Origin of the sequence: Mycolicibacterium frederiksbergense (genome assembly GCF_012223425.1) — a bacterium.
Classification (GTDB): Bacteria; Actinomycetota; Actinomycetes; order Mycobacteriales; family Mycobacteriaceae; genus Mycobacterium; species Mycobacterium frederiksbergense.
This window is the reverse complement of sequence record NZ_CP038799.1, coordinates 1,504,060-1,528,350: the sequence shown is the minus strand read 5'-3', so window position 1 is coordinate 1,528,350 and position 24,291 is coordinate 1,504,060. Positions and strand designations below refer to the sequence as shown.

Annotated in this window: 24 protein-coding genes; 15 read left to right on the top strand and 9 right to left on the bottom strand. The window is 68.6% G+C overall.

The genetic code is table 11. From position 1 onward, the window contains the following. Positions 1-5: 5 nt before the first annotated feature. The 5 genes from EXE63_RS10280 to fadD8 all read right to left on the bottom strand — a co-directional run bounded on the left by EXE63_RS10280 (position 6) and on the right by fadD8 (position 5,162). A complete protein-coding gene (locus tag EXE63_RS10280; RefSeq protein WP_168141855.1) occupies positions 6-1,244 on the bottom strand; it encodes a GNAT family N-acetyltransferase in 1,239 nt (412 codons plus the stop codon). A gap of 52 nt (positions 1,245-1,296) precedes the next feature. Then, on the bottom strand, positions 1,297-1,914 hold the full coding sequence (locus EXE63_RS10275; RefSeq protein WP_168141854.1) for an SOUL family heme-binding protein: 618 nt from the start codon (positions 1,912-1,914) through the stop codon (positions 1,297-1,299). A 55-nt stretch (positions 1,915-1,969) separates the two neighbouring features. Then, complete coding sequence (locus EXE63_RS10270; protein ID WP_168145505.1) at positions 1,970-3,187, bottom strand: RNA polymerase sigma factor; 1,218 nt, start codon at positions 3,185-3,187, stop codon at positions 1,970-1,972. A gap of 64 nt (positions 3,188-3,251) precedes the next feature. Then, a complete protein-coding gene (locus EXE63_RS10265) occupies positions 3,252-3,482 on the bottom strand; it encodes a hypothetical protein (protein WP_105365606.1) in 231 nt (76 codons plus the stop codon). 78 nt (positions 3,483-3,560) lie between these two features. Next, on the bottom strand, positions 3,561-5,162 hold the full coding sequence (fadD8, locus tag EXE63_RS10260; RefSeq protein WP_168141853.1) for a fatty-acid--CoA ligase FadD8: 1,602 nt from the start codon (positions 5,160-5,162) through the stop codon (positions 3,561-3,563). 67 nt (positions 5,163-5,229) lie between these two features. On the opposite strand from fadD8, the gene EXE63_RS10255 reads away from it, so the two are divergent. Beyond that, on the top strand, positions 5,230-5,475 hold the full coding sequence (locus tag EXE63_RS10255; RefSeq protein WP_168141852.1) for a DUF3253 domain-containing protein: 246 nt from the start codon (positions 5,230-5,232) through the stop codon (positions 5,473-5,475). Here EXE63_RS10255 and EXE63_RS10250 read toward each other — a convergent pair whose 3' ends face one another. Continuing rightward, positions 5,476-5,934 carry a YciI family protein gene (locus EXE63_RS10250; RefSeq protein WP_168141851.1) on the bottom strand — a complete coding sequence of 153 codons (459 nt, stop codon included), beginning with the start codon at positions 5,932-5,934 and terminating at the stop codon, positions 5,476-5,478. It lies immediately after the preceding gene. 147 nt (positions 5,935-6,081) lie between these two features. On the opposite strand from EXE63_RS10250, the gene EXE63_RS10245 reads away from it, so the two are divergent. From EXE63_RS10245 to EXE63_RS10210, 8 genes are all read left to right on the top strand, one after another. Then, positions 6,082-7,704, top strand: coding sequence for an amidohydrolase (locus EXE63_RS10245; protein ID WP_168141850.1), 1,623 nt, complete (start codon positions 6,082-6,084; stop codon positions 7,702-7,704). Between the two features lie 30 nt (positions 7,705-7,734). Beyond that, positions 7,735-9,297, top strand: a complete 1,563-nt coding sequence (locus EXE63_RS10240; RefSeq protein ID WP_168141849.1) for a long-chain-fatty-acid--CoA ligase — start codon at positions 7,735-7,737, stop codon at positions 9,295-9,297. A gap of 52 nt (positions 9,298-9,349) precedes the next feature. Beyond that, the gene (locus tag EXE63_RS10235; protein ID WP_234904435.1) at positions 9,350-10,249 is read left to right on the top strand and encodes an o-succinylbenzoate synthase; all 900 of its coding nucleotides are present in this window, start codon (positions 9,350-9,352) and stop codon (positions 10,247-10,249) included. A gap of 80 nt (positions 10,250-10,329) precedes the next feature. Beyond that, on the top strand, positions 10,330-11,292 hold the full coding sequence (locus EXE63_RS10230; protein ID WP_234904434.1) for a GlxA family transcriptional regulator: 963 nt from the start codon (positions 10,330-10,332) through the stop codon (positions 11,290-11,292). A 10-nt stretch (positions 11,293-11,302) separates the two neighbouring features. Then, positions 11,303-12,028: a DJ-1/PfpI family protein gene (locus tag EXE63_RS10225; RefSeq protein ID WP_168141848.1), complete on the top strand. Its 726-nt coding sequence runs from the start codon at positions 11,303-11,305 to the stop codon at positions 12,026-12,028. A gap of 10 nt (positions 12,029-12,038) precedes the next feature. Continuing rightward, on the top strand, positions 12,039-12,827 hold the full coding sequence (locus EXE63_RS10220) for an alpha/beta fold hydrolase (protein ID WP_168141847.1): 789 nt from the start codon (positions 12,039-12,041) through the stop codon (positions 12,825-12,827). 9 nt (positions 12,828-12,836) lie between these two features. Next, positions 12,837-14,465, top strand: a complete 1,629-nt coding sequence (menD, locus tag EXE63_RS10215) for a 2-succinyl-5-enolpyruvyl-6-hydroxy-3-cyclohexene-1-carboxylic-acid synthase (RefSeq protein WP_168141846.1) — start codon at positions 12,837-12,839, stop codon at positions 14,463-14,465. A 47-nt stretch (positions 14,466-14,512) separates the two neighbouring features. Then, positions 14,513-15,013: a DUF3592 domain-containing protein gene (locus tag EXE63_RS10210; RefSeq protein WP_168145502.1), complete on the top strand. Its 501-nt coding sequence runs from the start codon at positions 14,513-14,515 to the stop codon at positions 15,011-15,013. Here the strand turns inward: EXE63_RS10210 and EXE63_RS10205 are convergent. After that, positions 14,971-15,633, bottom strand: coding sequence for a DsbA family protein (locus EXE63_RS10205; protein ID WP_168145501.1), 663 nt, complete (start codon positions 15,631-15,633; stop codon positions 14,971-14,973). The two genes, EXE63_RS10210 and EXE63_RS10205, sit on opposite strands and share 43 nt — an antisense overlap. 95 nt (positions 15,634-15,728) lie before the next feature. Here EXE63_RS10205 and EXE63_RS10200 point away from each other — a divergent pair, with 95 nt between their 5' ends. The 5 genes from EXE63_RS10200 (at position 15,729) to ppnP (ending at position 20,658) form a co-directional block, all read left to right on the top strand. Next, positions 15,729-16,856 (top strand): glycosyltransferase family 4 protein, encoded by a 1,128-nt coding sequence (locus tag EXE63_RS10200; protein WP_168141845.1) that lies wholly within the window; start codon positions 15,729-15,731, stop codon positions 16,854-16,856. Positions 16,857-16,914: 58 nt separating this feature from the next. Continuing rightward, positions 16,915-18,504 carry an MFS transporter gene (locus tag EXE63_RS10195; protein ID WP_168141844.1) on the top strand — a complete coding sequence of 530 codons (1,590 nt, stop codon included), beginning with the start codon at positions 16,915-16,917 and terminating at the stop codon, positions 18,502-18,504. 161 nt (positions 18,505-18,665) lie between these two features. Beyond that, positions 18,666-19,355, top strand: coding sequence for a demethylmenaquinone methyltransferase (locus EXE63_RS10190; RefSeq protein ID WP_168141843.1), 690 nt, complete (start codon positions 18,666-18,668; stop codon positions 19,353-19,355). Between the two features lie 15 nt (positions 19,356-19,370). Further along, positions 19,371-20,318 carry a CobW family GTP-binding protein gene (locus EXE63_RS10185; protein ID WP_168141842.1) on the top strand — a complete coding sequence of 316 codons (948 nt, stop codon included), beginning with the start codon at positions 19,371-19,373 and terminating at the stop codon, positions 20,316-20,318. 58 nt (positions 20,319-20,376) lie between these two features. Beyond that, positions 20,377-20,658 (top strand): pyrimidine/purine nucleoside phosphorylase, encoded by a 282-nt coding sequence (gene ppnP / locus EXE63_RS10180; protein ID WP_168141841.1) that lies wholly within the window; start codon positions 20,377-20,379, stop codon positions 20,656-20,658. On the opposite strand, the gene EXE63_RS10175 is transcribed toward ppnP, so the two are convergent. Beyond that, complete coding sequence (locus EXE63_RS10175; protein ID WP_168141840.1) at positions 20,655-21,557, bottom strand: oxygenase MpaB family protein; 903 nt, start codon at positions 21,555-21,557, stop codon at positions 20,655-20,657. The genes ppnP and EXE63_RS10175 overlap by 4 nt on opposite strands. Before the next feature lie 242 nt (positions 21,558-21,799). On the opposite strand from EXE63_RS10175, the gene EXE63_RS10170 reads away from it, so the two are divergent. Then, entirely contained in the window at positions 21,800-23,020 is a 1,221-nt protein-coding gene (locus tag EXE63_RS10170) for a TetR/AcrR family transcriptional regulator (protein ID WP_168141839.1), read from the top strand. A gap of 5 nt (positions 23,021-23,025) precedes the next feature. Here EXE63_RS10170 and menJ read toward each other — a convergent pair whose 3' ends face one another. Then, positions 23,026-24,228, bottom strand: a complete 1,203-nt coding sequence (gene menJ / locus EXE63_RS10165) for a menaquinone reductase MenJ (protein ID WP_210000652.1) — start codon at positions 24,226-24,228, stop codon at positions 23,026-23,028. Positions 24,229-24,291 lie beyond the last annotated feature (63 nt).

Here is a 24,291-nt window from a genome sequence, read left to right as displayed (position 1 = left end):
CCTTCCTAGAAGTGGTCGGGGATCGCGGGTGCGACGGGCCAGCCGAAGGCTACCGCGGCCCGCTGCGCCGACCCCGGTGTCAGTTCGTCGACCAGGCCCGCGGCGACCAGTTGCGCCACGCTCGTGCCGCCCAGATAGACGGCGCCCAGGTCTCGCGCGCACATGGCGATATCGGCTGGTGCGCCGGTCTTCTCGCATTCGGCACCGTCGAGTCCGCCGCGCAGTCGGTAGCGGCCGGTGTTCCACGGGCAGAACTCGTCCCGCACGTCGAGCACGATATCGATCGGCGCGGCGTAGCGGCGCAGAGCGAGCGCACGGTCCACCTCGACCAGGCGTACGAAGATGCCGTCGTTGACCGCGCATCGCAGCGCCCGCTGATCGGCCACCAGGTAGCGCAACGGCTCATCGACCGCTGCCCCGTCGTACTTGATGCTCCGGATCAGGTCGATCTCCAACAGGAAACGCCATATCCGGGCGTAGGCCCGCGGATTGGTGGCCCGCACCTCGTGGACGTGCAGCTCGCCGTTTGGCCCAGTCGCCGACCAGTCCGACTTGGGCCGGTAGATGGCGAATCCGCTGGGGGTGCCGTCGGCCTCGTGATGCACCGCGAACCGGATGCTGCCGCTCTCCTTGCGCCGTTCGGCGTTGTCGTGGATCAGGTTGTCCCACCACCCCCGTGGCCGGTCCATCCGGCCGGGTAGATCCCCGATCGCCCGGTCGAAGATCGCCGGCCCGTGGGCCAGCAGCGTCGCGGCATCGGTCTCGGACACCGATCCGTCACCGAGGTCGACCTCCGGGCGGAAACCCAGATCGCGCACCTGCCCGGTCAGCACGGCGTTCTGGCTGGCCAGGCCGTACCCGAACCGCCCATAGATCATCGTTTCCGACGCGAACAGCATGGCCAGGGCCTCGGTTCCGCGGGCTCTGATGCCGTCGAGCTGGTACCGCATCATCTGCGTCAACAGACCCCGGCGGCGGTGCGCGGGTGACACGGTGACCGCGGTGACGGCGGCCACGGGAACCAGCGCGCCGCCGGGCAGGATCACCTGCTTGCGGTAGTCGCCCGCGGTGGAGGCCCACCGGCTTCCGTCGTGGAAGCCGAACATCCGGTCGAAATCGGTGATCTTGCGCGACAGTTCGGTCTCGTCGTCCTGCGGGTCCTCTAGGAACACCGAGTACAGCGCGGCATTGAAGGAGGTGAAGTCGTCATCATCGCGGACGGTGCGCAGGGTCAGGTCGATCACATACTCATGTCTACCGTGCCGCACCCCGTGCGCGCGCGGCCTTTTCTGCGCGCTATATCGGGATGGCGACCTCGTTGCGGCGCCGGAACGGCAGCGTCCACGGCGGATCGTAGAACCACGCGACCGCATCGCCCGCCGGCTCGATGCCGTTCGCGCGCAGCGTCCGCACCAACTCCTCGGTCCGCCGGTTCACCGCCGACGGACTGCGATCGCCGGTGAACCGGACAACGGCCATCGTTGCCGGCGGCACCTCGACCAGTCGCACGTCCTCGTCGTCGGGTGTCGGCAGGGTCTGCATCGACCACTTCGACGGCATGAAGAAGCGGATGGTCCAGCCGCTCTCGGAGCTGCCGGTCTGCGACACCGGAGCCGTCATGGCGATCTCTTCGGCCGACGACTGCCGACTCACCGGTGCCGTCATCGCGATGTCGGTGTTTCGGTGGTTTCCCCCGAAGATGTAGGCCGCCACTTTGCGGAAGCCTTCGTAGAGGGCGCGTTGTTTGTCGCCGGTGATGGTGGTCTCGGCGGCGATCCGGCGGCCGTACTGCCGGATCTCGACGTCACCGGACAGCGGACGCCCGATGTAGTGCGGTTCCTCGACGGTACGGATGCCGACGATCGACAGCACGGATTCCACGACCTGGCCTGCCAGCTTGATGACGCGGTCCATGGCGCTGCTCCCTTCCTTCACCGTGGTATTCGGCGTCGAGCGGGGTTCGGATCGGTCAAGCCCGCCGTGGCGCACCGGTTGCGCGCGCGGCCTTTTTCAGCAGCACGGCGCGTTCGGCCTGGTTGGCGGTCAGGGACGCCGCGGTGGTCAACTCTGCGGCGGCCTCCGCGTCGCGGCCCAGCCGCGCCAGCAGCTCACCGCGCACGCTGGGCAGCAGATGGCTGCCGTCGAGCCCGTCGATGGCATCGACGACCCGCAGGGCCGCCCCCGGCCCGTCGGACATGGCCACGGCCACCGCCCGGTTGAGTTCGACCACCGGGGATCCGGCGATCTGCAGCAACGCGTCGTAGAGGGCCACGATGCGGGCCCAGTCGGTCTGGGCGGCCGTCGCCGCGACGGCGTGGCATTGCGCGAGCGCGGCCTGCAGTGCGTACGGTCCCCACCCCTTGGGCCCGCGGGCGCGCTCGGCCCGCTCCAGGGCGGCGACGCCACGATGGATCTGGGCCCTGTCCCAGCGGGTGCGGTCCTGATCCTCCAGCAGGATCGGATTGCCGTGCGCGTCGGTGCGTGCGGCGAACCGCGAGGACTGGAACTCCATCAGCGCCACCAGGGCGTGCACCTCCGGCTCGTCCGGGGTCAGCGCCTGCAGCACCCGCCCCAGACGTAAAGCCTCACTGCACAATTCGTCACGGATCCAGCGCTGCCCGGCCGAGGCCGCATAGCCCTCGTTATAGATCAGGTAGATCACCGCCAGCACCGCGGACAACCGCGGGCCGAAGTCGGCGCGCTCGGGCACCTCGAACGCCATGCCGGCCAGGGTCTTCTTGGCGCGGGTGATACGCGCGGCCACCGTGGCCTTCGAGGTCAGGAAGGCCCGGGCGATCTCGTCGGTGGCCAGGCCGCCGACGACCCGCAGCGTCAGCGCGATCTGCGATTCGCGGGTCAGGGCGGGATGTGCGGCGATGAACACCAGACGGAGCACGTCGTCGTCGATACGGTCGGGATCCCACGGGTCCCGCATGGGTTCTGCGACGGACTCCTCGAACTCACGCGCCAGTACCGCGTACTTGGTGTCCAGGGTGTCCTGCCGGCGCCAGAGGTCGATGGCCTTGCGTTTGGCGACGGTGGTCAGCCAGGCCCCGGCATTACGGGGGACTCCGGAGGTCGGCCACTGTGCCAGCGCATCGACAAGGGCTTCCTGCGCCAGGTCCTCGGCCAGGCCCACATCGCCGACCGCGCGGGTCAGGGTGGCGACGATCTTGGCGGCTTCCATCCGCCAGACGGCGTCGACGGTGTCGCGCAGATCGATGTCCGGCACTGGACCAAACTAGCGCCCGTCAGGCGTCGGGTGCGTCCTGCGCATCGGCGTGGAAGAAGAACATGCTGGCCACGAAGCTGGTCAGCGAGAGCAGACCGGCCCCCATCGACAGCCCGATGTTGTCGAACCCGAAGGTGCCGACGGACATCGCGAACCCGACAATGGCGATCATGCTCAGGAACAGCGCCCAGGTGCTGAGCGCCTCGGACGTGCGGGCGGGTGCTGCGGCGACAGCGGTGCGGTCGTCCATCGGGGCGGTCCTATCTGGGCGAAGCTACGGGGTCAGCGCTCCTGTACCCCGCCGCGCCGCACATTAACCCACCGAACGTCAACCCACCGAACGTCCCGCGCCCTCCCAGAACTGCGCGCGCACGGCCTTCTTGTCGGGCTTGCCGAGCGCGGTGATCGGCACCGAATCGACGACGACGACCTGCTTGGGCACCTGCACCGATCCCTTGCGCTCCTTCACCGAGGCCTGGATCTCGGCGATCATGGTCGCGACCGCCGCCTCGGCGGTGTCGGCGTCGGGCCGCAGCACCACCACGGCCGTGACCGCCTCGCCCCACTTCTCGTCGGGGGTGCCGATGACACACACCTGGGCGACCGAAGGATGTTCGGCCACCACATCTTCGACCTCGCGCGGGAAGACGTTGAAACCACCGGTGACGATCATGTCCTTGGTGCGGTCGACGATGAAGTAGAAGCCGTCCTCGTCCTCGCGGGCCAGGTCGCCGGTGTGCATCCAGCCGTTCTTGAAGGTGTCGGCGGTGGCATCCGGCAGGTTCCAGTAGCCGCCGGACAGCAGCGGGCCGGCCACACAGATCTCGCCGACCTCACCCTGGGGCACCGGTTGGCCGTCCTCGCCCAGCAGCGCCACCTTCGCGAACAGAGTGGGCCGACCGCAGGAGGTCAGGCGCTTCTCGTCGTGATCCTTCTTCGACAGGTAGGTGATGACCATCGGCGCCTCGGACTGCCCGTAGTACTGGGCGAAAATCGGCCCGAACCGCCGGATCGCCTCTTTGAGGCGCACCGGGTTCATCGCCGAGGCGCCGTAGTACACCGTTTCCAGTGAGGACAGGTCGCGGGTGTGGCTGTCGGGATGGTCCATCAGCGCGTAGATCATCGAGGGCACCAGCATGGTCGCGGTGATCTTCTGCTCCTCGATGACCCGCAACACCTCGGCCGGGTCGAACTTCGTGAGCACGATCAACTCACCGCCCTTGACGATGACCGGGGTGAAGAACGCGGCGCCGGCGTGCGACAGCGGCGTGCACATCAGGAAGCGGGGGTTCTCCGGCCACTCCCATTCGGCCAGCTGCACCGTCGTCATGGTGGTGATCGATCCGGTGGTGCCGATGACGCCCTTGGGTTTGCCGGTGGTACCGCCGGTGTAGGTCAGTCCGCCGATGTGATCGGCCGGCAGGTCCGCGGCGACCAGCGGCTGGGGCGCGTATTTGGCGGCCTCGGCGCTCAGGTCCGTCGCAACATCCGCGAGCTCGGACGGCACCGGGCCGATGGTCAGGACCTGCTTGAGCGAGGGCACCTTCTCCAGCAGTCCCAGTGCGCGCTCGGTGAACATCGGGTTGGGATCGATGATCAGCGAGGTGACCCCGGCGTCGGAGAGCACATAGGCGTGATCATCCAGCGAGCCGAGAGGGTGTAGTGCGGTGCGCCGGTAGCCCTGGGTCTGGCCGGCGCCGATGATCATCAACACCTCGGGACGGTTCAGGGAGAGCAGGCCGACGGCCGCTCCGGTACCCGCGCCGAGCGCTTCGAAGGCCTGAATGTACTGGCTGATGCGGTCGGCGAGCTCGCCGCCGGTCAGCGTGGTGTCCCCGAGGAACAGCAGGGGGCGGTCCTTGTGGCGCTTCAGCGCGCCGACGGTGAGATGGCCGGAGTGCAGGAAATGGCGGAGCTGCTCGTCACTCATAGCAACAGATTAGAACGTGTTACAGAATTGCTGGCAAGGCCCGCCCGATTCGGCTTGACTGGTCGAGGTGAACCAGGACCTGCGCGCCGCGATCCTGCGGCTGGCCCGCGAACGCGGACCGGAGAAGACGATCTGCCCGTCGGATGCGGCCCGCGCGGTGGGTGGGCCGCAGTGGCGCGACCTGATGGACGACGCCCGCGAACAGGCGCGTGAGCTCGCCCGCCACGGTGAGGTGGAGATCAGTCAGAAGGGCGTGACGCTCGACCCCGACGAGCCGTGGCGCGGACCCATCCGGATCCGCGCCACGCCCTGATCAGCGGCCGGCGGCCGCCCGTGCCGTCTCGGCGACCTTCTCGGCGAGGTCGGCCTTCCACTGGATCTCCTTCTGGATCCACGGGTTGGACGGGTCGAACTCCTCGGTCTCGCTGACGCGGCGCACCTCGAGCTTCACGCCCGGGCCGAGCGGGCATTTGCGGGCCCACTGCTTGGCCTCCTGCACCGAGGACGTCTCGATGATCCAGAACCCGTTGAACAGCTCCTTGGCCTCGGTGTACGGGCCGTCGGTCACCACCGGCGGGTCTGCGTCGAAGTCGACGACGAAGCCGTCCTCGGGTTCGCACAGACCCTCGCCGGCCAGCATGACGCCGGCCTTGATGAGCTCCTCGTTATAGCGGCCCATCGACGCGATGATCTCATCGAAATCGACCCCGCCCATGGCGGCCTCGGCGGCGGCGGGATCGGCAACTCGCATGATCAGCATGTAGCGCGACATCTCGGTGTCTCCTTCTGTTCGGGAAGGGGCACGTCGATCGTGCCCTCATGGATACGTCGAACGGAATCCATACAGAATCGACACGCGCCGCGAACTTTTCTCATCGCGTACCCCGGCCGCGGGCAGCGAACTACTAGCCTTTGCGCCATGACCAGCCCAGAGCAACCGGCCGATCTGATCCTCACGGGGACCATCCTCACCGTCGACGAGGCCCTGCCGACCGCGCGGAATCTGGCCGTCTCGCACGGACGGATCGCGGCGGTGGACCTGCCCGAGGACGAGTTGCAGAGCTGGATCGGGCCGGACACCACCGTGGTCTCGGTGGGCGAGGGTTGTGTGCTGCCCGGTTTCGTTGAGGCGCACGGCCATCCACTGATGGAGGCGGTGGCCCTGTCGGAGCGGATGGTGGACATCCGGCCGGTGACGCTGCCCTCGGCCGATGACGTGGTTGCGGCGGTGCACGCTGAGGTGGCCCGCAGAGGTGCCGACGGCGCCTACCTGAACGGCTGGGACCCGCTGCTGCAGAACGGATTACCGGACCCGACCCTGGACTGGTTGAACGGGGTGGCCGACACCCCGCTGGTGATCATCCACAATTCCGGGCACAAGGCATTCTTCAACTCGGCGGCGGCCGGGGTCGCGGGGATCACCCGGGACACCCCGGATCCCAAGGGCGCCCGCTATGGCCGCGATGCCAACGGTGACCTGGACGGCAGCGCGGAGGAATCCGCCGCGGTGTTCCCGTTGATCGGCGGCGCCATCTCGGTCGGGGACTACCCGGCCATGCTGATGGCCGAGTGCGAGCGGCTCAACCGGGCCGGCCTGACCACCTGTTCGGAGATGGCGTTCGACCCGATGTTCCGGCCGATGCTGGAAGCCCTGCACGATCGGCTGACCGTCCGGCTGCGCACCTACGAGATGTCGACCGCCGCACTGCACACCGATGCCAGCCCATTCGACGGTGACGACGTGGTGCGACAGGTCGGGATCAAGATCTGGGTGGACGGCTCGCCGTGGATCGGCAACATCGACCTGAGTTTCCCGTACCTGGACACCGACGCCACCCGCAGCATCGGCGTGATCCCCGGTTCGTGCGGGCACGCGAACTACTCCCGCGAGCAGTTGGCCGAGATCGTCGGGACCTTCTATCCGAAGGGCTGGCAGATGGCCTGCCACGTGCAGGGCGATGCCGGCGTCGACACCATCCTTGATGTGTACGAGGAGGCGCTGCGCGCGCATCCGCGCGACGACCACCGGCTGCGGCTGGAGCACGTCGGCGCCATCACCGATGCCCAGCTGGCCCGCGCCCACGCGCTCGGGGTGACCTGCAGCCTGTTCGTCGACCAGCTGCACTACTGGGGTGACGTCATCGTCGACGGACTCTTCGGTCCCGAGCGCGGCGAGCGGTGGATGCCGTGCGGGTCGGCGGCGGCGACCGGGATGCGTATCTCGCTGCACAACGATCCGCCCGTCACTCCCGAGGAGCCGCTGCGCAACATCAGCGTGGCCGCGACGCGGCGGGCGCCCAGCGGGCGCGTGCTCGCGCCGCAGGAGCGCCTCACGGTGGATCAGGCCATCCGGGCGCAGACGCTCGACGCCGCCTATCAGTTGTTCGCCGACGACCGCATCGGCTCGATCGAGGTCGGCAAGTACGCCGATCTCGTTGTGCTGTCGGCTGATCCGCGCACCGTGGACGCCGAGGAGATCGCCGATCTGCAGGTGGAGGCCACCTATATGGCGGGTCGGCAGGTTCATCCGAAACCGGCGTGAGGGGGTGGGCGTCGTGGCAGGCTGTCGGACATGTCTGACCTGACAGTTCCCCAGTTTCTCGACGAGCGCGTCGCCCACTGGGCGGCCACCAAACCCGATGACGAGGCGATCACCTATCTGAGTCGGACCTGGACGTGGTCGCAGTTCGACGACCGCATCCGCCGGGTCGCCGGCGCGCTGACCGCCCGGGGCGTCGGTCGCGGCGATGTTGTCGCCTTCCTGGACAAGAATCACCCGGCGTGTGTGGAGGTGACCCTCGGCGCGGCCTCGCTGGGTGCGGCGACCGCCATCGTGAACTTCCGGCTGGCGGCCGATGAGATCGACTATGTGCTCAACGATTCCGGGGCCAAGGTGCTGTTCGTCGGGGAGGAACTGCTGCCGGCGGTGACGGCGATCCGGGACCGGTTGCCGGCGGTCACCGATGTCATCGAGGTCAAACCCGAGGGTGATGACGAATACGAGGCGGTGCTCGCCGCGGCGACCCCGGCGGACCGCTCACCCGAGGTGGATCCCGGCGACACGGTCGTGGTGATGTATTCCTCGGGCACCACCGGCCGGCCCAAGGGAGTGGCGCTCAGCCACGCCAACCTCATTGCCCACACCGTGAACGCGTTCGACGACTGGCCGTTCAACGAGGGCGACAAGAACTTGGTGGCGATGCCGCTGTTCCATGTGGGTGGCACCTCCTATATGCAGTTCGGCCTGCACAACGGCGCTCCGAGTTACATGACCCGCGATGTCGACGGGGCAGCGCTGGCCGGAGGCATCCTGGCCGGCGCCAACCGGACCTTCCTGGTGCCCGCGGTGCTGGCCAAGGTGTTGGAGGCCGGTCCCGATGCGGTCAAGTTGTTCGGCGCGCTGAAGACCTTCGCCTACGGGGCGTCGCCGATGCCGTTGCCGCTGCTGCGGGAGGCACTCAAGGCATGGCCGGACACCGATTTCATCCAGGTGTACGGGCTGACGGAGGTGTGCGGTGTGGCCACCCGGCTGGGCCCCGAGGATCATCGCGGCGGCAACGAGGAGCGCATGGTGAGTGCGGGCACCCCGATCCAGGGTGTCGAGGTGCGCATCGTGGACCCCGACAGCCTGCAGGACGCTCCGGCCGGTACCCAGGGGGAAATCTGGTTCCGCACACCGCAGTTGATGAAGGGATACCTGAACAAGCCGGAAGCCACCGCCGAGTCGATCACCGAAGACGGCTGGTTCCGTACCGGTGACATCGGCCGGCTGGACCCCGACGGCTACCTGTTCGTCGAGGACCGGATCAAGGACATGATCATCACCGGTGGCGAGAACGTCTACTCGATCGAGGTCGAGCGGATTCTGGCCGAGCATCCGGCGGTCGTAGAGGTCGCGGTGTTCGGTGTGCCCGACGAGAAGTGGGGTGAGGCGGTCAAGGCCGTGGTCGCGCTCGACGGTGACGGTGTGGCCGAGGCCGAGCTGATCGCCTGGGCCCGTCAGCATCTGGCCGCCTACAAGTGCCCGAAGACCGTCGATATCATCGATGCCCTGCCGCGTAACCCCACCGGCAAGATCATGAAGAAGGACCTGAGACAACCCCATTGGGAGGGACGCGATCGCGCCACCATCTGAGTGCCCGCCGTGCAGCGACCTGCTGGATCGTCTGCACGTCGTCGCGCTGCCCATGCGGGTGCGGTTCCGCGGTATCACCGTGCGGGAGGTGGCGCTGTTCGACGGCCCGGCAGGCTGGGGTGAGTTCGGGGCCTTCGGTGAGTACGAGCCGCCCGAGGCGGCGCACTGGCTGGCCTCGGCCATCGAGGCCGCCTACCGGGAGTCACCGGCACCGCTGCGTGATCGCATCCCGGTCAACGCCACCGTTCCCGCCGTCGCACCGGAGCGCGTGCCCGAGGTGCTGGCCCGTTTCCCGGGGGCGCAGACCGCAAAGGTGAAGGTCGCCGAGGCCGGGCAGACGCTGGCCGATGACGTCGCGCGCGTCGAGGCGGTGCGTGCGGTGGTGCCGAAGGTGCGCGTCGACGCCAACGGCGGCTGGAGTGTTGCCGAGGCGGTGGCCGCGGCCGGCGCGCTGGGGGAGTTGGAGTATCTCGAACAGCCCTGTGCCACAGTCGAAGAGCTGGCTGCGCTGCGGCGCCGGATCGATGTCCCGATCGCGGCGGACGAATCGATCCGCAAGGCCGCCGACCCCTTTCGGGTGGTCGCGCTGGGCGCGGCCGATATCGCGGTGGTGAAGGTCGCGCCGCTGGGTGGGGTGGACCCGCTGCTGGATATTGCCGCCCGCATCGGCATCCCGGTGGTGGTGTCGAGTGCCTTGGACAGCGCGGTCGGCATGTCCCGCGGGCTGCTGGCCGCGGCCTGCCTGCCCGAGTTGCCGTACGCCTGCGGGCTGGGCACCGGTGGGTTGTTCGTCGAGGACGTCGTCGATGCGGTGGCGCCGGTGGACGGCCTGCTGCCGGTCGGACCGGTGATCCCGGACCCGGCCCGGTTGGCTGCGCTGGCCGCGCCTGCGGACCGCCGGCAGTGGTGGATCGACCGGATCCGCGACTGCTACCCGTTTGTGTGCCGATAGCGGCGCTCGAAGTACGCATGTCCTGATCTGTGGGGTGCCCGGCGTAGACGCCATCGGAAATCGCGATCACCATGGGAGGCGTGAAGCGATCAGTGGTGCTGCTCGGCTACCCGGGGGTGCAGGCACTCGATCTGGTCGGTCCGTTCGAGGTGTTCACCGGTGCGACCATCGCCCTGGCCGGTCAGGACCGCCACGACGACGGCTACGACATCATCATCGCCTCCCCGGACGGCAGCCCCGCCAGCACCTGGAACGGTCTGCAGATCGTCGCGCAACCACTGCCGCAGCACCCCGTGGACACCGTGCTGGTGCCCGGCGGCGCCGGGATCGACGAGTTGCGTGCCAACCCCGATGTCCTGGACTGGATCCGCCGCGCCGCCGACACCGCGCGGCGGGTGGTCAGCGTGTGCACCGGCGCCTTCCTGGTGGCCGAGGCCGGTCTGCTCGACGGGTGTCGGGCCACCACGCACTGGGCCTTCGCGGACCGGATGGCCGCCGAATTCCCTGCTGTGTCAGTCGATCCCGATCCCATCTTCGTGCGCAGCTCGGACACGGTGTGGACGGCGGCCGGTGTCGCCGCGGGCATCGACCTGGCGCTGGCGCTGGTGGAGGACGATTACGGCACCGAGGTCGCGCAGACCGTGGCCCGCTGGATGGTGCTCCATCTGCGCCGCCCCGGCGGCCAGACCCAGTTCGCCGCGCCGGTGTGGGCACCGCGTGCCAAGCGGGCACCGATCCGTGCGGTCCAGGAATTCATCGAGACCGAACCCGGTGGCGCGCACAGCATCGGCGCGCTGGCCCGCCGGGCGGCGATGAGCCCGCGGCACTTCACCCGGGTGTTCACCGACGAGGTCGGTGAGGCCCCGGGCAGCTATGTCGAACGGATCCGCACCGAGGCCGCCCGCCGTCTTCTGGAGGAAACCGACGACACCGTCACCGTCATCGCCGCGCGGTGCGGCTTCGGCACCGCAGAAACCATGCGGCGCAACTTCGTTCGACGCGTCGGCGTATCGCCAGACCACTACCGCAAAACGTTCGCCTGAAGGAGAGATCATGCAGATCGCCATCGTGCTGTACCCGGGATTCACCGCCCTGGACTTCATCGGACCCTACGAGTCGCTGCGTTGGCTGCCCGACGCAGAGGTTCGGTTCGTGTGGCATGAGCCGGGACCGATTGCCGCCGACTCGGGTGTGCTGGTCATCGGCGCCACGCACTCGTTCGACGAGACACCCGCGCCCGATATCGTGCTGGTGCCCGGTGGGTTCACCACGATGGAGCACGCCCGCGACGAGAAGGTCCTGGAGTGGGTGCGGCAGGCTCACCGGACGGCGACGTGGACGACGTCGGTGTGCTCGGGTTCGGTGATCCTGGCGGCGGCCGGTCTGCTCAGGGACAAACGTGCGACCTCGCACTGGGCCGCGGTGCCGCTGCTGAAGGCGTTCGGGGTGGAACCGGTCAGCGATGAGCGGATCGTCGCGGCCGAGGGCTCGGCCCAGAACAAGATCGTGACCTGCGCCGGGGTGTCGGCCGGTATCGATCTCGGCTTGTGGCTGGCGGGCCGCATCGCCGGCGACGATCGTGCGAAGGCCATTCAGCTGTCGATGGAGTACGACCCGCAGCCGCCGTTCGACTCCGGCCACATGTCGAAGGCATCGGCGGCGACCAAGGCGAGTGCGACCGCACTGATGTCGAAGGAGTTGCTCAAGCCCGCCCAGCTCAAGGCCACCACCCAGCTGCTGTGGGACCAGGCGATCCGCAAGGTCCGCGCTCGCACGTAGGCTCGAGCGGGTGAATCTGGCTTACGTCGACAAGGGCGGCACCGGCGAACCGGTGCTCTTCATCGCCGGCCGCGGGGGCGCCGGCCGCACCTGGCACCTGCATCAGGTCCCGGCCTTCCAGCGGGCCGGCTACCGCGTGATCACCTTCGACAATCGCGGCGTCGGGGCCACCGAGAACGCCAGCGGCTTCACCACCGAGCAGGTGGTGGCCGATACCGCATCCCTGATCGAGAAGGTGGTCGGCGGCCCGGTCCGGGTGGTCGGGGTGTCGATGGGCTCGTTCATCGCCCAGGAACTGATGGTGTCGCGGCCCGAGTTGGTCAGCCAGGCCGTGCTGATGGCGACCCGGGGCCGCCACGACGGTGCGCGGGACTTCTTCAACAAGGCCGAACGCGAGTTCCACGACGCGAACATCACACTGCCACCCAGCTACGACGCGAAGATCCGGCTGATGGAGAACTTCTCGCCGAAGACCCTGAACGACGACCGTGCGGTGCGGGACTGGGCCGAGATGTTCACCATGTGGCCCACGAAATACACCCCGGGCCTGCGCAGTCAGCTCGCGGTGTCCCCGGAAGGCAACCGGCTGCCCGCCTACGCGCACATCAAGGCGCCGGTGCTGGTCATCGGTTTCGGCGACGATGTGCTGATGGCCCCGCATCTGAGCCGCGAGGTGGCCGAGGCCATCCCGGGTGGGCGCTACCTGGAGATCCCGGATGCCGGTCACCTGGGCTTCATCGAGCACCCCGACCCGGTCAACGAGGCGATCCTGGAATTCTTTGCTGAAGCAAAGCAATAGGCTGTCGGGGTGAACCCTTCGACGACCCAGGCCCGCGTCGTCGTCGACGAACTGATCCGCGGCGGCGTCCGCGACGTGGTGTTGTGTCCCGGGTCGCGCAACGCCCCGCTGGCCTTCGCGCTGCACGACGCGGACCGGGCCGGACGCATCCGTCTGCACGTGCGCATCGACGAACGCACCGCGGGTTTCCTGGCCATCGGGCTGGCGGTGTCCGGGCAGGCGCCGGTACCCATCGCGATGACCTCGGGTACCGCGGTGGCCAACCTGGGTCCGGCCGTGGTCGAGGCCAACTATGCGCGGGTGCCGCTGATCGTGCTGAGCGCGAACCGGCCCTACGAGTTGCTGGGCACCGGGGCCAACCAGACCATGGAACAGCTCGGCTACTTCGGCAACCAGGTGCGTGAAAGTATCAGCCTCGGACTGGCCGAGGACCGCGATCTTGCCGCGGCGAACGCGCAGTGGCGATCGGCGACCTGCCGGGTATTGGTGGCGGCCAAGGGATCTCGTACCGCCAATGCGGGGCCCGTGCAGTTCGACATCCCGCTGCGCGAGCCGCTGGTCCCCGACGCCGACAGCGACGGTGAGACACCGGATGGCCGTCCCGACGGGCGGTCCTGGACCTACACCCCGCCGGTCAGCTTCGACCAGCCGCTGGACATCGACCTCACCCCGGACACCGTCGTCATCGCCGGCCACGGCGCGGGCGCACATCCCAACCTGGCCGGGCTGCCCACCGTCTCCGAGCCGACGGCGCCGGCTGCGGTCAACCCGCTGCACCCGCTGGCGCTGTCGCTGCTGCACCCCAAGCAGGTCATCATGGCCGGGCGCCCGACCCTGCACCGCACGGTGTCCACGCTGCTGGCCGACTCCTCGGTGCCGGTGTTCGCGTTGACCACCGGGCCGCGCTGGCCCGATGTGTCCGGCAACTCGCAGGCCACCGGTACCCGGGCGGTGACCTCAGGAACGCCGGATCCGGCGTGGCTGCAGCGCTGCGCCGCGCTCAACGAGCGCACCTGCGCTGCCGTGCACAGCCAGCTCGACGTGCACCCGCACACCACCGGCCTGCACGTCGCGGCGGCGGTGGTCGCCGGCCTGCGTGACGGGGACCAGTTGGTGCTGGGTGCCTCCAACCCGGTGCGCGATATCACCCTGGTCGGTCTGCGCGCTCCGGGGGTCAAGGTGCGGTCCAACCGCGGCGTCGCCGGTATAGACGGCACCGTGTCGACGGCGATCGGCGCCGCCCTGGCCCACGAACGCTCCGACGGTGGGGGCACCGTGGCGCTGATCGGCGACCTGACCTTCGTGCATGACAGTTCGGGGCTGCTGATCGGGCCCACCGAGCCGCGACCGCGCAATCTCACCATCGTGGTGTCCAACGACAACGGCGGGGGCATCTTCGAACTGCTGGAGCAGGGCGACCCGCGGTTCTCCGATGTGTCCTCGCGCATCTTCGGCACCCCCCACGATGTGGACATCGCGGCGCTGTGCCGGGCGTATCACGTGGACAACAAGCAGATCGAGGTGGACGGCCTGGCCGACGCGCTGCGCCAACCGTTCGACGGCATGCGGGTGCTGGAGGTGAAGGCCGACCGGTCATCGCTTCGTGCGCTGCACGCGTCCATCCGGGCGGCGCTCTAGTGCGACTGTTCACCACGCTGAAAGACCGGTGGCTGCGGGTCCCGCGGATGTTCGGGGACGGCACCGAGACCAGGTCGCAGCGGGTCATCCGCCGGGTGCGGGTCGGCATCATCCTGGGGGCGTGCCTGGTGACGTTCCAGTCGGTGCTGCTGGTGCTCGGTGCCTGGGAGAACGACCGCCGGATCGAGGCCGATATGGGCGTGGCGGCCGCCGAGGTGCTCGACGCCGGCCCGCGGCGTTCGACCATCGAATTCGTCACCCCGGACCGGGTGACCTACCGGCCGGAACTCGGGGTGCTCTATCCGTCAGAACTGGACACCGGGATGCGGATCTACGTGGAGTACGACCGCTCGGATCCCGATCTGGTGCGGGTGCAGCACCGCAACGCGGCGCTGGCCATCATCCCGGCCGGGTCCATCGCGGTACTGGGCTGGCTGATCGCCGGGACGGCACTGCTGGTGGTGGCGGTGATCGCCCGGCGGATCGAGGACGAGGCCGGCACAGATCAGGAAGACGCCATCAGCGTGTCCAGCCAGTCCTCGTCGTAGATGTCGACCTTCTCGTCGTTCACCAGGTCATACACCGTCGGTGTTCCGGTGTTCACCGGGTCCACCAGGTAGAGGAACTCGTAGTTCATCTCGTCCATCTCGGCGGCGTCCACCGCGGCGTCGCCGTCGGCGATGCGTTGCGCCAGTTCGTCGGGTATCCCGGCGGCGCGGGCCTTCTCGGCCAGCTCGTCATCGGTCGGTCCCTTGCCGGACGGGTCCTGGTCGGCCCACAGTTCCTCGACGAACTTCTGGAATGCCACCGCGGGTGTGCGGCCGTCCTCGGCCGCGACGAACAGCGCGTTGCTGACCCGCTCGGAGTAGGTGTGGTCCGACATCTCCAGGAACGTCATCGGGCGGTAGGTGACGGCAAGTCGGCCGGCGGCGATGTGGCGCCGGATGGATTCCCCGGCATCGTGCTGCAGGTCCGCGCAGTGCGTGCACTGCGGTTCGGCGAAGATCTCGATCTGCACCGGCGCGTCGTCGAATCCGGCGTGAATGCCGAAGCCGTCCTCACTCACCTGTGTCAACGGCTTGACGGGATCGGACTGGGCGCTGCCTTCGATCTGGTTTGTGCAGCCCACGGCGGTCAGCAGCGTCAAACCGGTGAGCAAGGCCAGCATTCGATGCACCAGGCCACCGTACCGCTGGCGTGGTGTTCGCACGCCATATGCCCGCCCGCAACCGTGCTGTCAACCTGCGGTGCCACAGTCCTCATGTGCGCGTTGCAATCGTTGCCGAATCCTTCCTCCCGAACGTCAACGGCGTCACCAACTCGGTGCTCCGGGTGATCGAGCACCTCCGGCGCACGGGTCACGAGGTTCTGGTCATCGCGCCGGACACCCCGCGCGGCCAGCCGCCCGCCGACCGCGTGCACGACGGAGTCCGGGTGCACCGGGTGCCCTCGCACATGTTCCCGAAGGTGACCTCGCTGCCGCTCGGTGTGCCCATGCCGCGGATCGTCGGCGTACTGCGTGGTTTCGATCCGGATGTGGTGCATCTGGCCTCGCCGGCGTTGCTCGGCTGGGGCGGTGTGCATGCGGCCCGGCACCTTGGTGTCCCGGCGGTGGCGGTCTTTCAGACCGATGTGGCGGGTTTCGCCGAGAGCTACGGCGTCGGCGTCCTGTCGCGGGTGTCCTGGGCATGGACCCGTCGGCTGCACAGCAAGGCCGACCGTACCCTGGCGCCGTCCACCTCGGCGATGGAAAATCTTGCCGCCCATGGTGTTCCGCGTCTACACAAGTGGGGGCGCGGGGTCGATATCACCGGCTTCGTCCCGTCGGCGCGCGATGAGTCGCTGCGGGCCAGGTGGTCGCCGGACGGTAAGCCGGTCATCGGTTTCGTCGGCAGGCTCGCCCCGGAGAAGCACGTGGAGCGGTTGGCCACCCTCGCGGCCCGCGATGACCTGCAGGTCGTGGTCGTCGGCGCCGGTGTCGACCAGGGTAAGCTCGAATCTTTGATGCCCGCAGCGGTTTTCACCGGTGAGTTGCGCGGGGCGGAGCTGGCTGCGGCCTACGCCAGCATGGATGTCTTCGTGCACCCGGGCGAACACGAGACGTTCTGCCAGGCCGTCCAGGAGGCGATGGCCTCGGGTCTGCCGGTGATCGCCCCCGATGCCGGCGGACCGCGGGATCTGGTCACCCCGATGCACACCGGCCTGCTGCTGGGTGTCGACGAGTTCGAGGCTCGGCTCTCGGGCGCCGTGGACCATCTGGTCGCCGAACGGGTCCGGTACTCGGCCGCCGCCCGGCGCAGCGTGCTCGCTCGGACCTGGCCCGCGGTCTGCGAGGAACTGCTCGGGCATTACGAATCGGTCATCGGTCAGCGACGTCGCAAGGCCGCCTAGCGAATCTGCCGGTCCGCCCCTCTACAGTGGTCGAAAAGACGGTGGTGGGGGGGCAACGATGGCATCGGCACCGTCCACCTCGACCTGGGCGCCGCTGCGATCGCCGGTCTACCGCGCGCTGTGGATAGCGCAGCTGGTGTCCAACCTCGGCACCTGGATGCAGACCGTCGGCGCGCAGTGGATGTTGGTCGGCGACCCGCGCGCCGCGGTGCTGGTGCCGCTGGTGCAGACCGCGACCACGCTGCCGGTGATGCTGCTGGCGTTGCCGTCCGGCGTGCTGGCCGATCTCATCGACCGGCGCCGTCTGCTCATCGCCACCCAGGGTGCGATGGCCGCCGGGGTGGGTCTGCTCGCATCGTTGACCGGTGCGGGGCTCACGACGCCGGCGGTACTGCTGATGCTGCTGTTCATGATCGGTTGCGGGCAGGCGCTGGTGGCGCCGGCCTGGCAGGCCATCCAGCCTGATCTCGTTCCCGCTCAGCAGATTCCGGCGGCCGCGGCGCTGGGGAGCATGAGCATCAACCTGGCCCGGGCCATCGGGCCCGCGATCGCCGGGGTGCTGGTGTCGCTGTCCGGCCCGACCCTGGTCTTTGCGCTCAACGCCGTGTCATTCGCCGGGATCGTCATCGTGCTCTTCTGCTGGCGCCCCGCCGTGGTGGAACGCAATGAACCGCCCGAGCGGGCCCTGGCGGCGCTCGGCGCGGGCGGGCGGTTCATCCGCAGCTCACCGATCGTGCGGCGAATCCTGCTGCGGGCGGCGCTGTTCGTCGCTCCCGCCAGCGCGCTGTGGGGGCTGCTGCCGGTGATCGCGAGCAGCCAACTCGGCCTGTCGTCCTCGGGCTATGGGGTGCTGCTGGGCGCCCTGGGCGCCGGCGCGGTGCTCGGTGCCTTCCTGTTGTCGCGGTTGCGGTCCCGGTTCGGCCAGAACGCGTTGCTCACCACCGCGGCGGCCGGTTTCGCGCTCACCACCGTGGTACTGGCCCTGGTGCCGAACTTCGTCGCGGTGTTGCTGGCGCTGCTGGTGGGCGGCGCCTCCTGGCTGCTGTCGCTGTCCACGCTCAATGCCTCGATGCAGCTGAGCCTGCCGGGGTGGGTGCGCGCCCGCGGGCTGTCGGTGTACCAGCTGGTCTTCATGGGAGGGCAGGCGGTCGGCTCGCTGGTCTGGGGTGTGCTCGCCGCGGCCACCACCAGTGTCACGAGCCTGCTGATCAGCGCCGGGTTCCTGGTGGTGTGCGGACTGTCCTCGCTGTGGTGGCCGCTGCACGCCAGGACCGGTGACCTCGACCTGACGCCGTCCTCGCACTGGCCGGAGCCCAACCTGGTTTTCGATCCCGCCCCGCTGGACGGACCCGTGCTGGTGATCACCGCCTACCGCGTCACGCCGCAGGACGAGCAGAACTTCCTCGCCGCGATGGACGTCCTCGGCCGGTCCCGGCAGCGCACCGGGGCCTCGCAGTGGCGACTGTTCCGCAGTGTCGAACACGAGTCGACGTTCGTCGAGACGTTCATCGTGCGGTCCTGGGGCGAGCACATGCACCAACATCACACCCGGCTCACCGGGCAGGACCTGCTGATCGAACAGGCCGTGGAGCGCTACACCGACGGTGCGCCGGTCTCCGAGCACTACCTCGCGGTGCGCAACCCCTAGCCCTCTTTCCCGCGAACAGACACAAATGGCCCCGAAATGGGCCACTTTTGCGGCCAGTTGTGTCTGCTCGCGCCGAGGAGACGTCAGCCCTGGGCCTGCACCGACCCCAGCACGGAATCCCCATTCCCGGAACCTCGAGACTCCAAGGTAGTTTTGATCCGATGAGCAGGGCGTCGCTGGAGAAGGACCCGCACGAGGTCGCGTCGATGTTCGACGCCGTGGCCCGCCGCTACGACATCACCAACACGGTGATGTCGCTGGGGCAGGACCGGTACTGGCGCCGTCAGACCCGCTCGGCGCTGGACATCGGGCCGGGGGAGCGGGTGCTCGACCTGGCGGCCGGCACCGCGGTGTCGACGGTCGAACTGGCCGGCTCGGGCGCCTGGTGTGTGGCCGCGGACTTCTCGGTCGGCATGCTGGCCGCCGGCGCCTCCCGCAGCGTGCCCAAGGTGGCCGGGGATGCCACCAGGCTGCCGTTCGCCGACGGGGTGTTCGACGCGGTGACCATCAGCTTCGGGCTGCGCAATGTGGTCGACCACGTCGCGGGGCTGCGGGAGATGGCCCGGGTGACGCGCCCCGGTGGGCGGCTGGTGGTGTGCGAGTTCTCCACGCCGACCAACGGCCTGTTCGCCACCGCCTACAAGGAATACCTGATGCAGGCGCTGCCCATGATGGCGCGCGCGGTGTCGAGCAACCCGGATGCCTATGTGTATCTGGCCGAGTCGATCCGGGCCTGGCCGACGCAGCCGCAACTGGCCGACCGTATCCGCGACGCCGGCTGGGAAGCCGTGCGCTGGCGCAATCTGACCGGCGGGATCGTCGCGCTGCACGCCGCCGTCAAGCCGGGCTAGCCGCGGAGTCGAGCCATGAGTACGCCCGTCCTGGCCCTCGCCGGCTTCCTCGGCGCCGGCAAGACCACGCTGCTCAATCACCTGCTGCGCAACAGTCGCGGGGTGCGAATCGGGGCTCTGGTCAACGATTTCGGTGCGGTGAACATCGATGCGATGTTCGTCGCCGGCCAGGTCGACGCGATGGCCTCGCTGTCCAACGGGTGCATCTGCTGCGCGGTGGACGCTTCCGAGGCCGCCGAGATGCTGGGCCGGCTTGCCGCGGTGCGCCCCGCCTTGGACCTGATCGTGGTGGAGGCCAGCGGTATCGCCGAGCCGCCGGTGCTGGCACGCACCATCGCCACCGCCGGCGATGACCGGTTCCATTACGCCGGTCTGGTGCTGGTGGTCGACGCCGCTCAGCCCGCCGAGTTGGGCCACGGGGTGCGGGTGGCCGATCTGGTGGTGCTCAACAAGGCCGCCGACGGTGACGCCGACGCGGTGGCGGCCGCGGTGCGCGCCGAGAACCCACGAGTTCCATTGGTGTACACCGACTTCGCGCGGGTGGACCCTGGCTTGCTGATCGACGCTCCGGTGCAGCGGCGGGAGCGCCCGGCGCAGCTGTCGCTGGACGAGCTGCTCCGCGACGACGATCACCACCACGAGCACCCGGAGTATCAGAGTGTGGAGTTCAGTGCCGATACGCCGGTGAATCCGCGCCGCTTCCTGGCCTTTCTGCAGGACCGGCCCGCCGGGCTCTACCGCGCAAAGGGTTTCGTGGATTTCGGTGACGGTGGTCGCTATTGCGTGCAGTTGGTGGGCAGCTCACTGCGTTTCGAGAAGCGTGGTGCGGCCGGGCGGGGGACCACCCTGGTGCTGATCGGCACCGGCATCGATGAGTCGGCATTGTCGGCGGCGTTGCAGGACTGCACCCGCGAACCCGCCGATGAGAACGCGATGCTCGGCGTGCACAAGTACGTGGTGTAGCCAGGTGGTCCGGACCCCGGCAGACGAAGTGCCGGTACCCACTCGCTACTCTGCGCCCATGTTCACAGTCAACGAGTACTTCGGCGGCGATGTCGCGTCGATCGCCTTCACGACCGCGCAAGGGCCGGCCACCGTCGGCGTCATGGCCGTCGGTGAATTCGAGTTCGGGACCACCCAGCTGGAGATCATGAGCGTGGTGTCCGGCGCGCTGACAGTACGACTGCCCGGTGCCGACGACTGGGAAACCTACGCGGCGGGAACGCAATTCACGGTCCCCGCGGCCAGCACGTTCGCGGTGCGTGCCGACGTCGAGACGGCCTACCTGTGCGAGTACCGCTAGATCAGCGCCTTTTTGCCGCGGATCCGGCGCCGGACATCGCCCATCAGTAGCTGACTGGCGCCCTGGCGGATGAAACGCGGCAGAAACCGGTTGACGAACGAGACGAAGACGAACAGGTTCTCGAAGCGCCGTCTGTCGGCGTCCGAGAAATGCAGGCCCATGGCATCGCGGAACACCGGCGCCAGTGACCCGATGGTCAGGAACTTGAGCAGCGGTCCGAACGTCACCCGCAGCGGCCACCGGACCATCTTCAGATCCACCAGTGTCATCAGGTATTCGCGGATGTGATCGTCCATCGCGACCCGTTCGCACGCGGTGTTCCAGTAGACGTCGAAATCTGCCCGGGTGGCCGGCCATTGGTCCGCGGTGACCTGCAGCGTGGTGCCCAGCGGTTGCGCGGTCCGGTAGAACTGCTCGGCCTGCTCCTCGGTCATCGCACCGTGCAGCAGTTCGAAGGTGTCCTCGAACCCGACGAACAGACAGGCCGCCACCCACAGCTGCAGTTCACGGTTGAAAGCGTTGTAGCGCACCGGGCTGGCTTCGGTGGAGAGCACCTGACGATGCGCGCCGTTGACCGCGTCCCGGTAGGCGGCGCGTTCCTCCGCGGTGCCGAGGATGGCGACGGCGAGGTACTGGGTCGTGGTGCGGGCCCGTTTCCAGGGATGCTCCATCAGGCTGCCGGATTTCACCCGGCTCTCGGCCACCCCGTAGCCGACCTCCGGCCAGGACAGCTGCATGACGACGTTGGCGGCGGCGCCGGCGAAGGACCAGAAGTCCAGGGCGTCGGCGATGGCGACGTCGCCGCGGTGCCAGCGCGGGGTTCGCTGTTCGATGGTGATGCGGGTGTCGGCGTTGGTGAGCCGTGGGGGCGACCCGAAATCGAGGTAGCGCGCAGGCATCGCGACTTTCTCCTTACCGGGGCGGAACATTCCAGGGTGATCAGCAACGTCGACCGCTGGGCCGTATACGGAGCCTGACACACGGGTTGACGTTCACGCAAGGCTTTATGTGAACGGCTATTCTCGCGAATCTGCGGCAGTGCCCCGGTGAAATGCCCACCTGCATATGGTCAACTGTGATCAAGAATGAAGAGGCATTCCCGGAACCTCTGGGCAACTGCCGAATGCGTTACCGTGAGGGTATGTCTCCGGCCGGTCCTCCCGCGCAACCTCCTGTGCGACGCCGGCCGCGCGATCGCAAGGCCCAGATAGTCAAGGCCTCCGCCGAGGCCTTCAGCGAGCTCGGCTACCACGCGGTCAGCATGGAGGAGATCGCCTCGCGGGTCGGCATCTCGGCCGCGGCGCTGTATCGGCATTCACCGAACAAGTACGGATTGTTCCGCGACGCCGTCTTCGGTCTGGGTCAGCAACTGGTGGACAGCACCGATATCGCCGATCCGGAACGCGATCCGGCACTCCTGCTGGCCGGCCTCGTCGACGCTCTCGTGGAGACCGCGATCGCCAACCGCAACTCCGGTGGGCTGTACCGCTGGGAGGGGCGCTACCTCAACGAGGATGACCAGGCCGTCCTGGGCGGTCAGATCGAGCTCGTGAACCGCCGGTTGCATGAGCCGCTGATCCGGCTGCGGCCGGAGCTGACCTCGCGCGAACGCTGGACGTTGTCGTCGGCCGCGCTGAGTGTGATCGGTAGCGTCACCGATCACCGGAACTCGCTGCCCGTCGGCGAGGTGCGGGTGCTGCTGGCCGGCCTGGCCGCCGCCGTGCTGGCGGCCACCCTGCCCGCCCCGTTCGAATCGCCCGAATCGAACCCGTTGGCGCCCAGTGGTTCCGGTGCCGGCGGCAAGTACGAGATGCTGTTGCACGAATCCCTGCTGCTGTTCCACAAGAAGGGGTTCCGCGAGACCAGCATGGAGGACATCGCCGCGGCGGTGGGCATCCAGGCATCCGGTATCTACCGGTACTTCCCGGGTAAGGCCGATCTGCTGGTCGCGTCCTACCGGCGCAGCGCCGACCGGGTGTCCGCAGATGCGTCCAGCGTTCTTGCCGCGGAATCGGATCCGGAGCAGGCGCTGGCCCGCCTGATCGATCTTTACGTGGCCCGATCGTTCCGGGAACCCGAGATCGCCTACGTGTATTACGCCGAACGCGGCAATGTGCCCGAGGCCGACGGGGCGCCGATCCGCAATATCCAGCGCGCGACGGTGGACGAGTGGGCGCGGCTACTGGCCGCCGCGCGTCCCGAGTTCAGCCACGCGCAGGCCAAGTTCGCCGTGCACGCCGCCTTCGGTCTGGTGGTCGACCTCGGTCGGTTGGTGCAGTACCAGGACACCGAGCACTCCCGAGCCTGCGTGAAGCTGCTGATGGAGATGACGCTGTTGGGGCGTGAACCGCAGCTTGTCTGAGGTTCTCAGCTGAACGGTTTGCGTTCGTCGAACCTGCGCGATGCCAGGCCGGCGGATCGCCAGACCCGGGCGATCCAGTCCTCGTCCTCCTCGGTGACCAGATTGCCCATCATCCGCACCGCCACCTTCATCAGGAAGTGCGAGCGCATTGCGATCGGGCCTACCGCGGGCAGGAACCTCGGCAGCGTGAGCAGCAGCGCCAGGCGCCGCGCCGCGGAGAAACCGCGCGCATAGTGCTCGGTCAGCACCGCGGGCCACGCCGTGGTCAGATCGCCGGTTCCCAGCAGCTGCGCGGCCAGCCGCCCGGTCTCCAGGCCGTAGTCGATGCCCTCGCCGTTGAGCGGATTGACGCACGCCGCGGCGTCGCCGATCAGCATCCAGTTCGGGCCGGCCACCCCGGACACCGCGCCGCCCATCGGCAGCAGGGCGGACAACCCGGCCCGGGGCTCGCCCTCGAAACCCCACTCTTCGCGGCGTAGATCGCAGTAGTAGGACATCAGCGGCCGCAACGCGGCCTCCGACGGACGTTTCGCGGTGGCCAGCGCACCCACACCGACGTTCACCTCACCGTTGCCCAACGGGAAGATCCAGCCGTAGCCGGGGAGGACCTTGCCCTCCGGGGAGCGCAATTCCAGGTGCGAGGTGATCCAGGGTTCGTCGGAGCGCGGGGTCGCGATGTATCCGCGCACCGCCACGCCGTACACCGTCTCCTGATGCCAGGCGCGGCCGAGAACGCGCCCCAGCGTGGAGCGGGCGCCGTCGGCCACGATCAGCTCGCCGACACCGACCACCGACCCGTCGTCCAATATCAGTTCCGCTACCCGCCCTGACGAATCATGGCGCACATCGACAACTTTGACGCCGAGCATCATCTTGGCGCCCTCGTCGGCGGCGACCATGCGAATCCGGTCGTCGAGCTCGGTGCGCGGGACCGCGCTGCTGGTGGCGGGGAAGGACGGGCCGGGCCACGGGATCTCCACGTCGGCGCCGAACCCGGACATCCGCAGGCCGTGATGGCTGATCCGGCCGTCCAGCCAGTCGGCGAGGCCGAGGCGCTGCAGCTCCGTGACCGCGCGCGGGGTCAATCCGTCACCGCAGGCCTTGTCCCTGGGAAACTGCGCGGAGTCGATGACGAGGACGTCGCGACCGGCCCGGGCCGCCCACGCGGCGGCCGAGGAACCGGCGGGCCCGGCCCCCACGACAACCACATCGGCCTTGATCAAGTCGCTCCGCTCCTGCCCGCTCTATCCCCGACACCTCACAGTATGTTG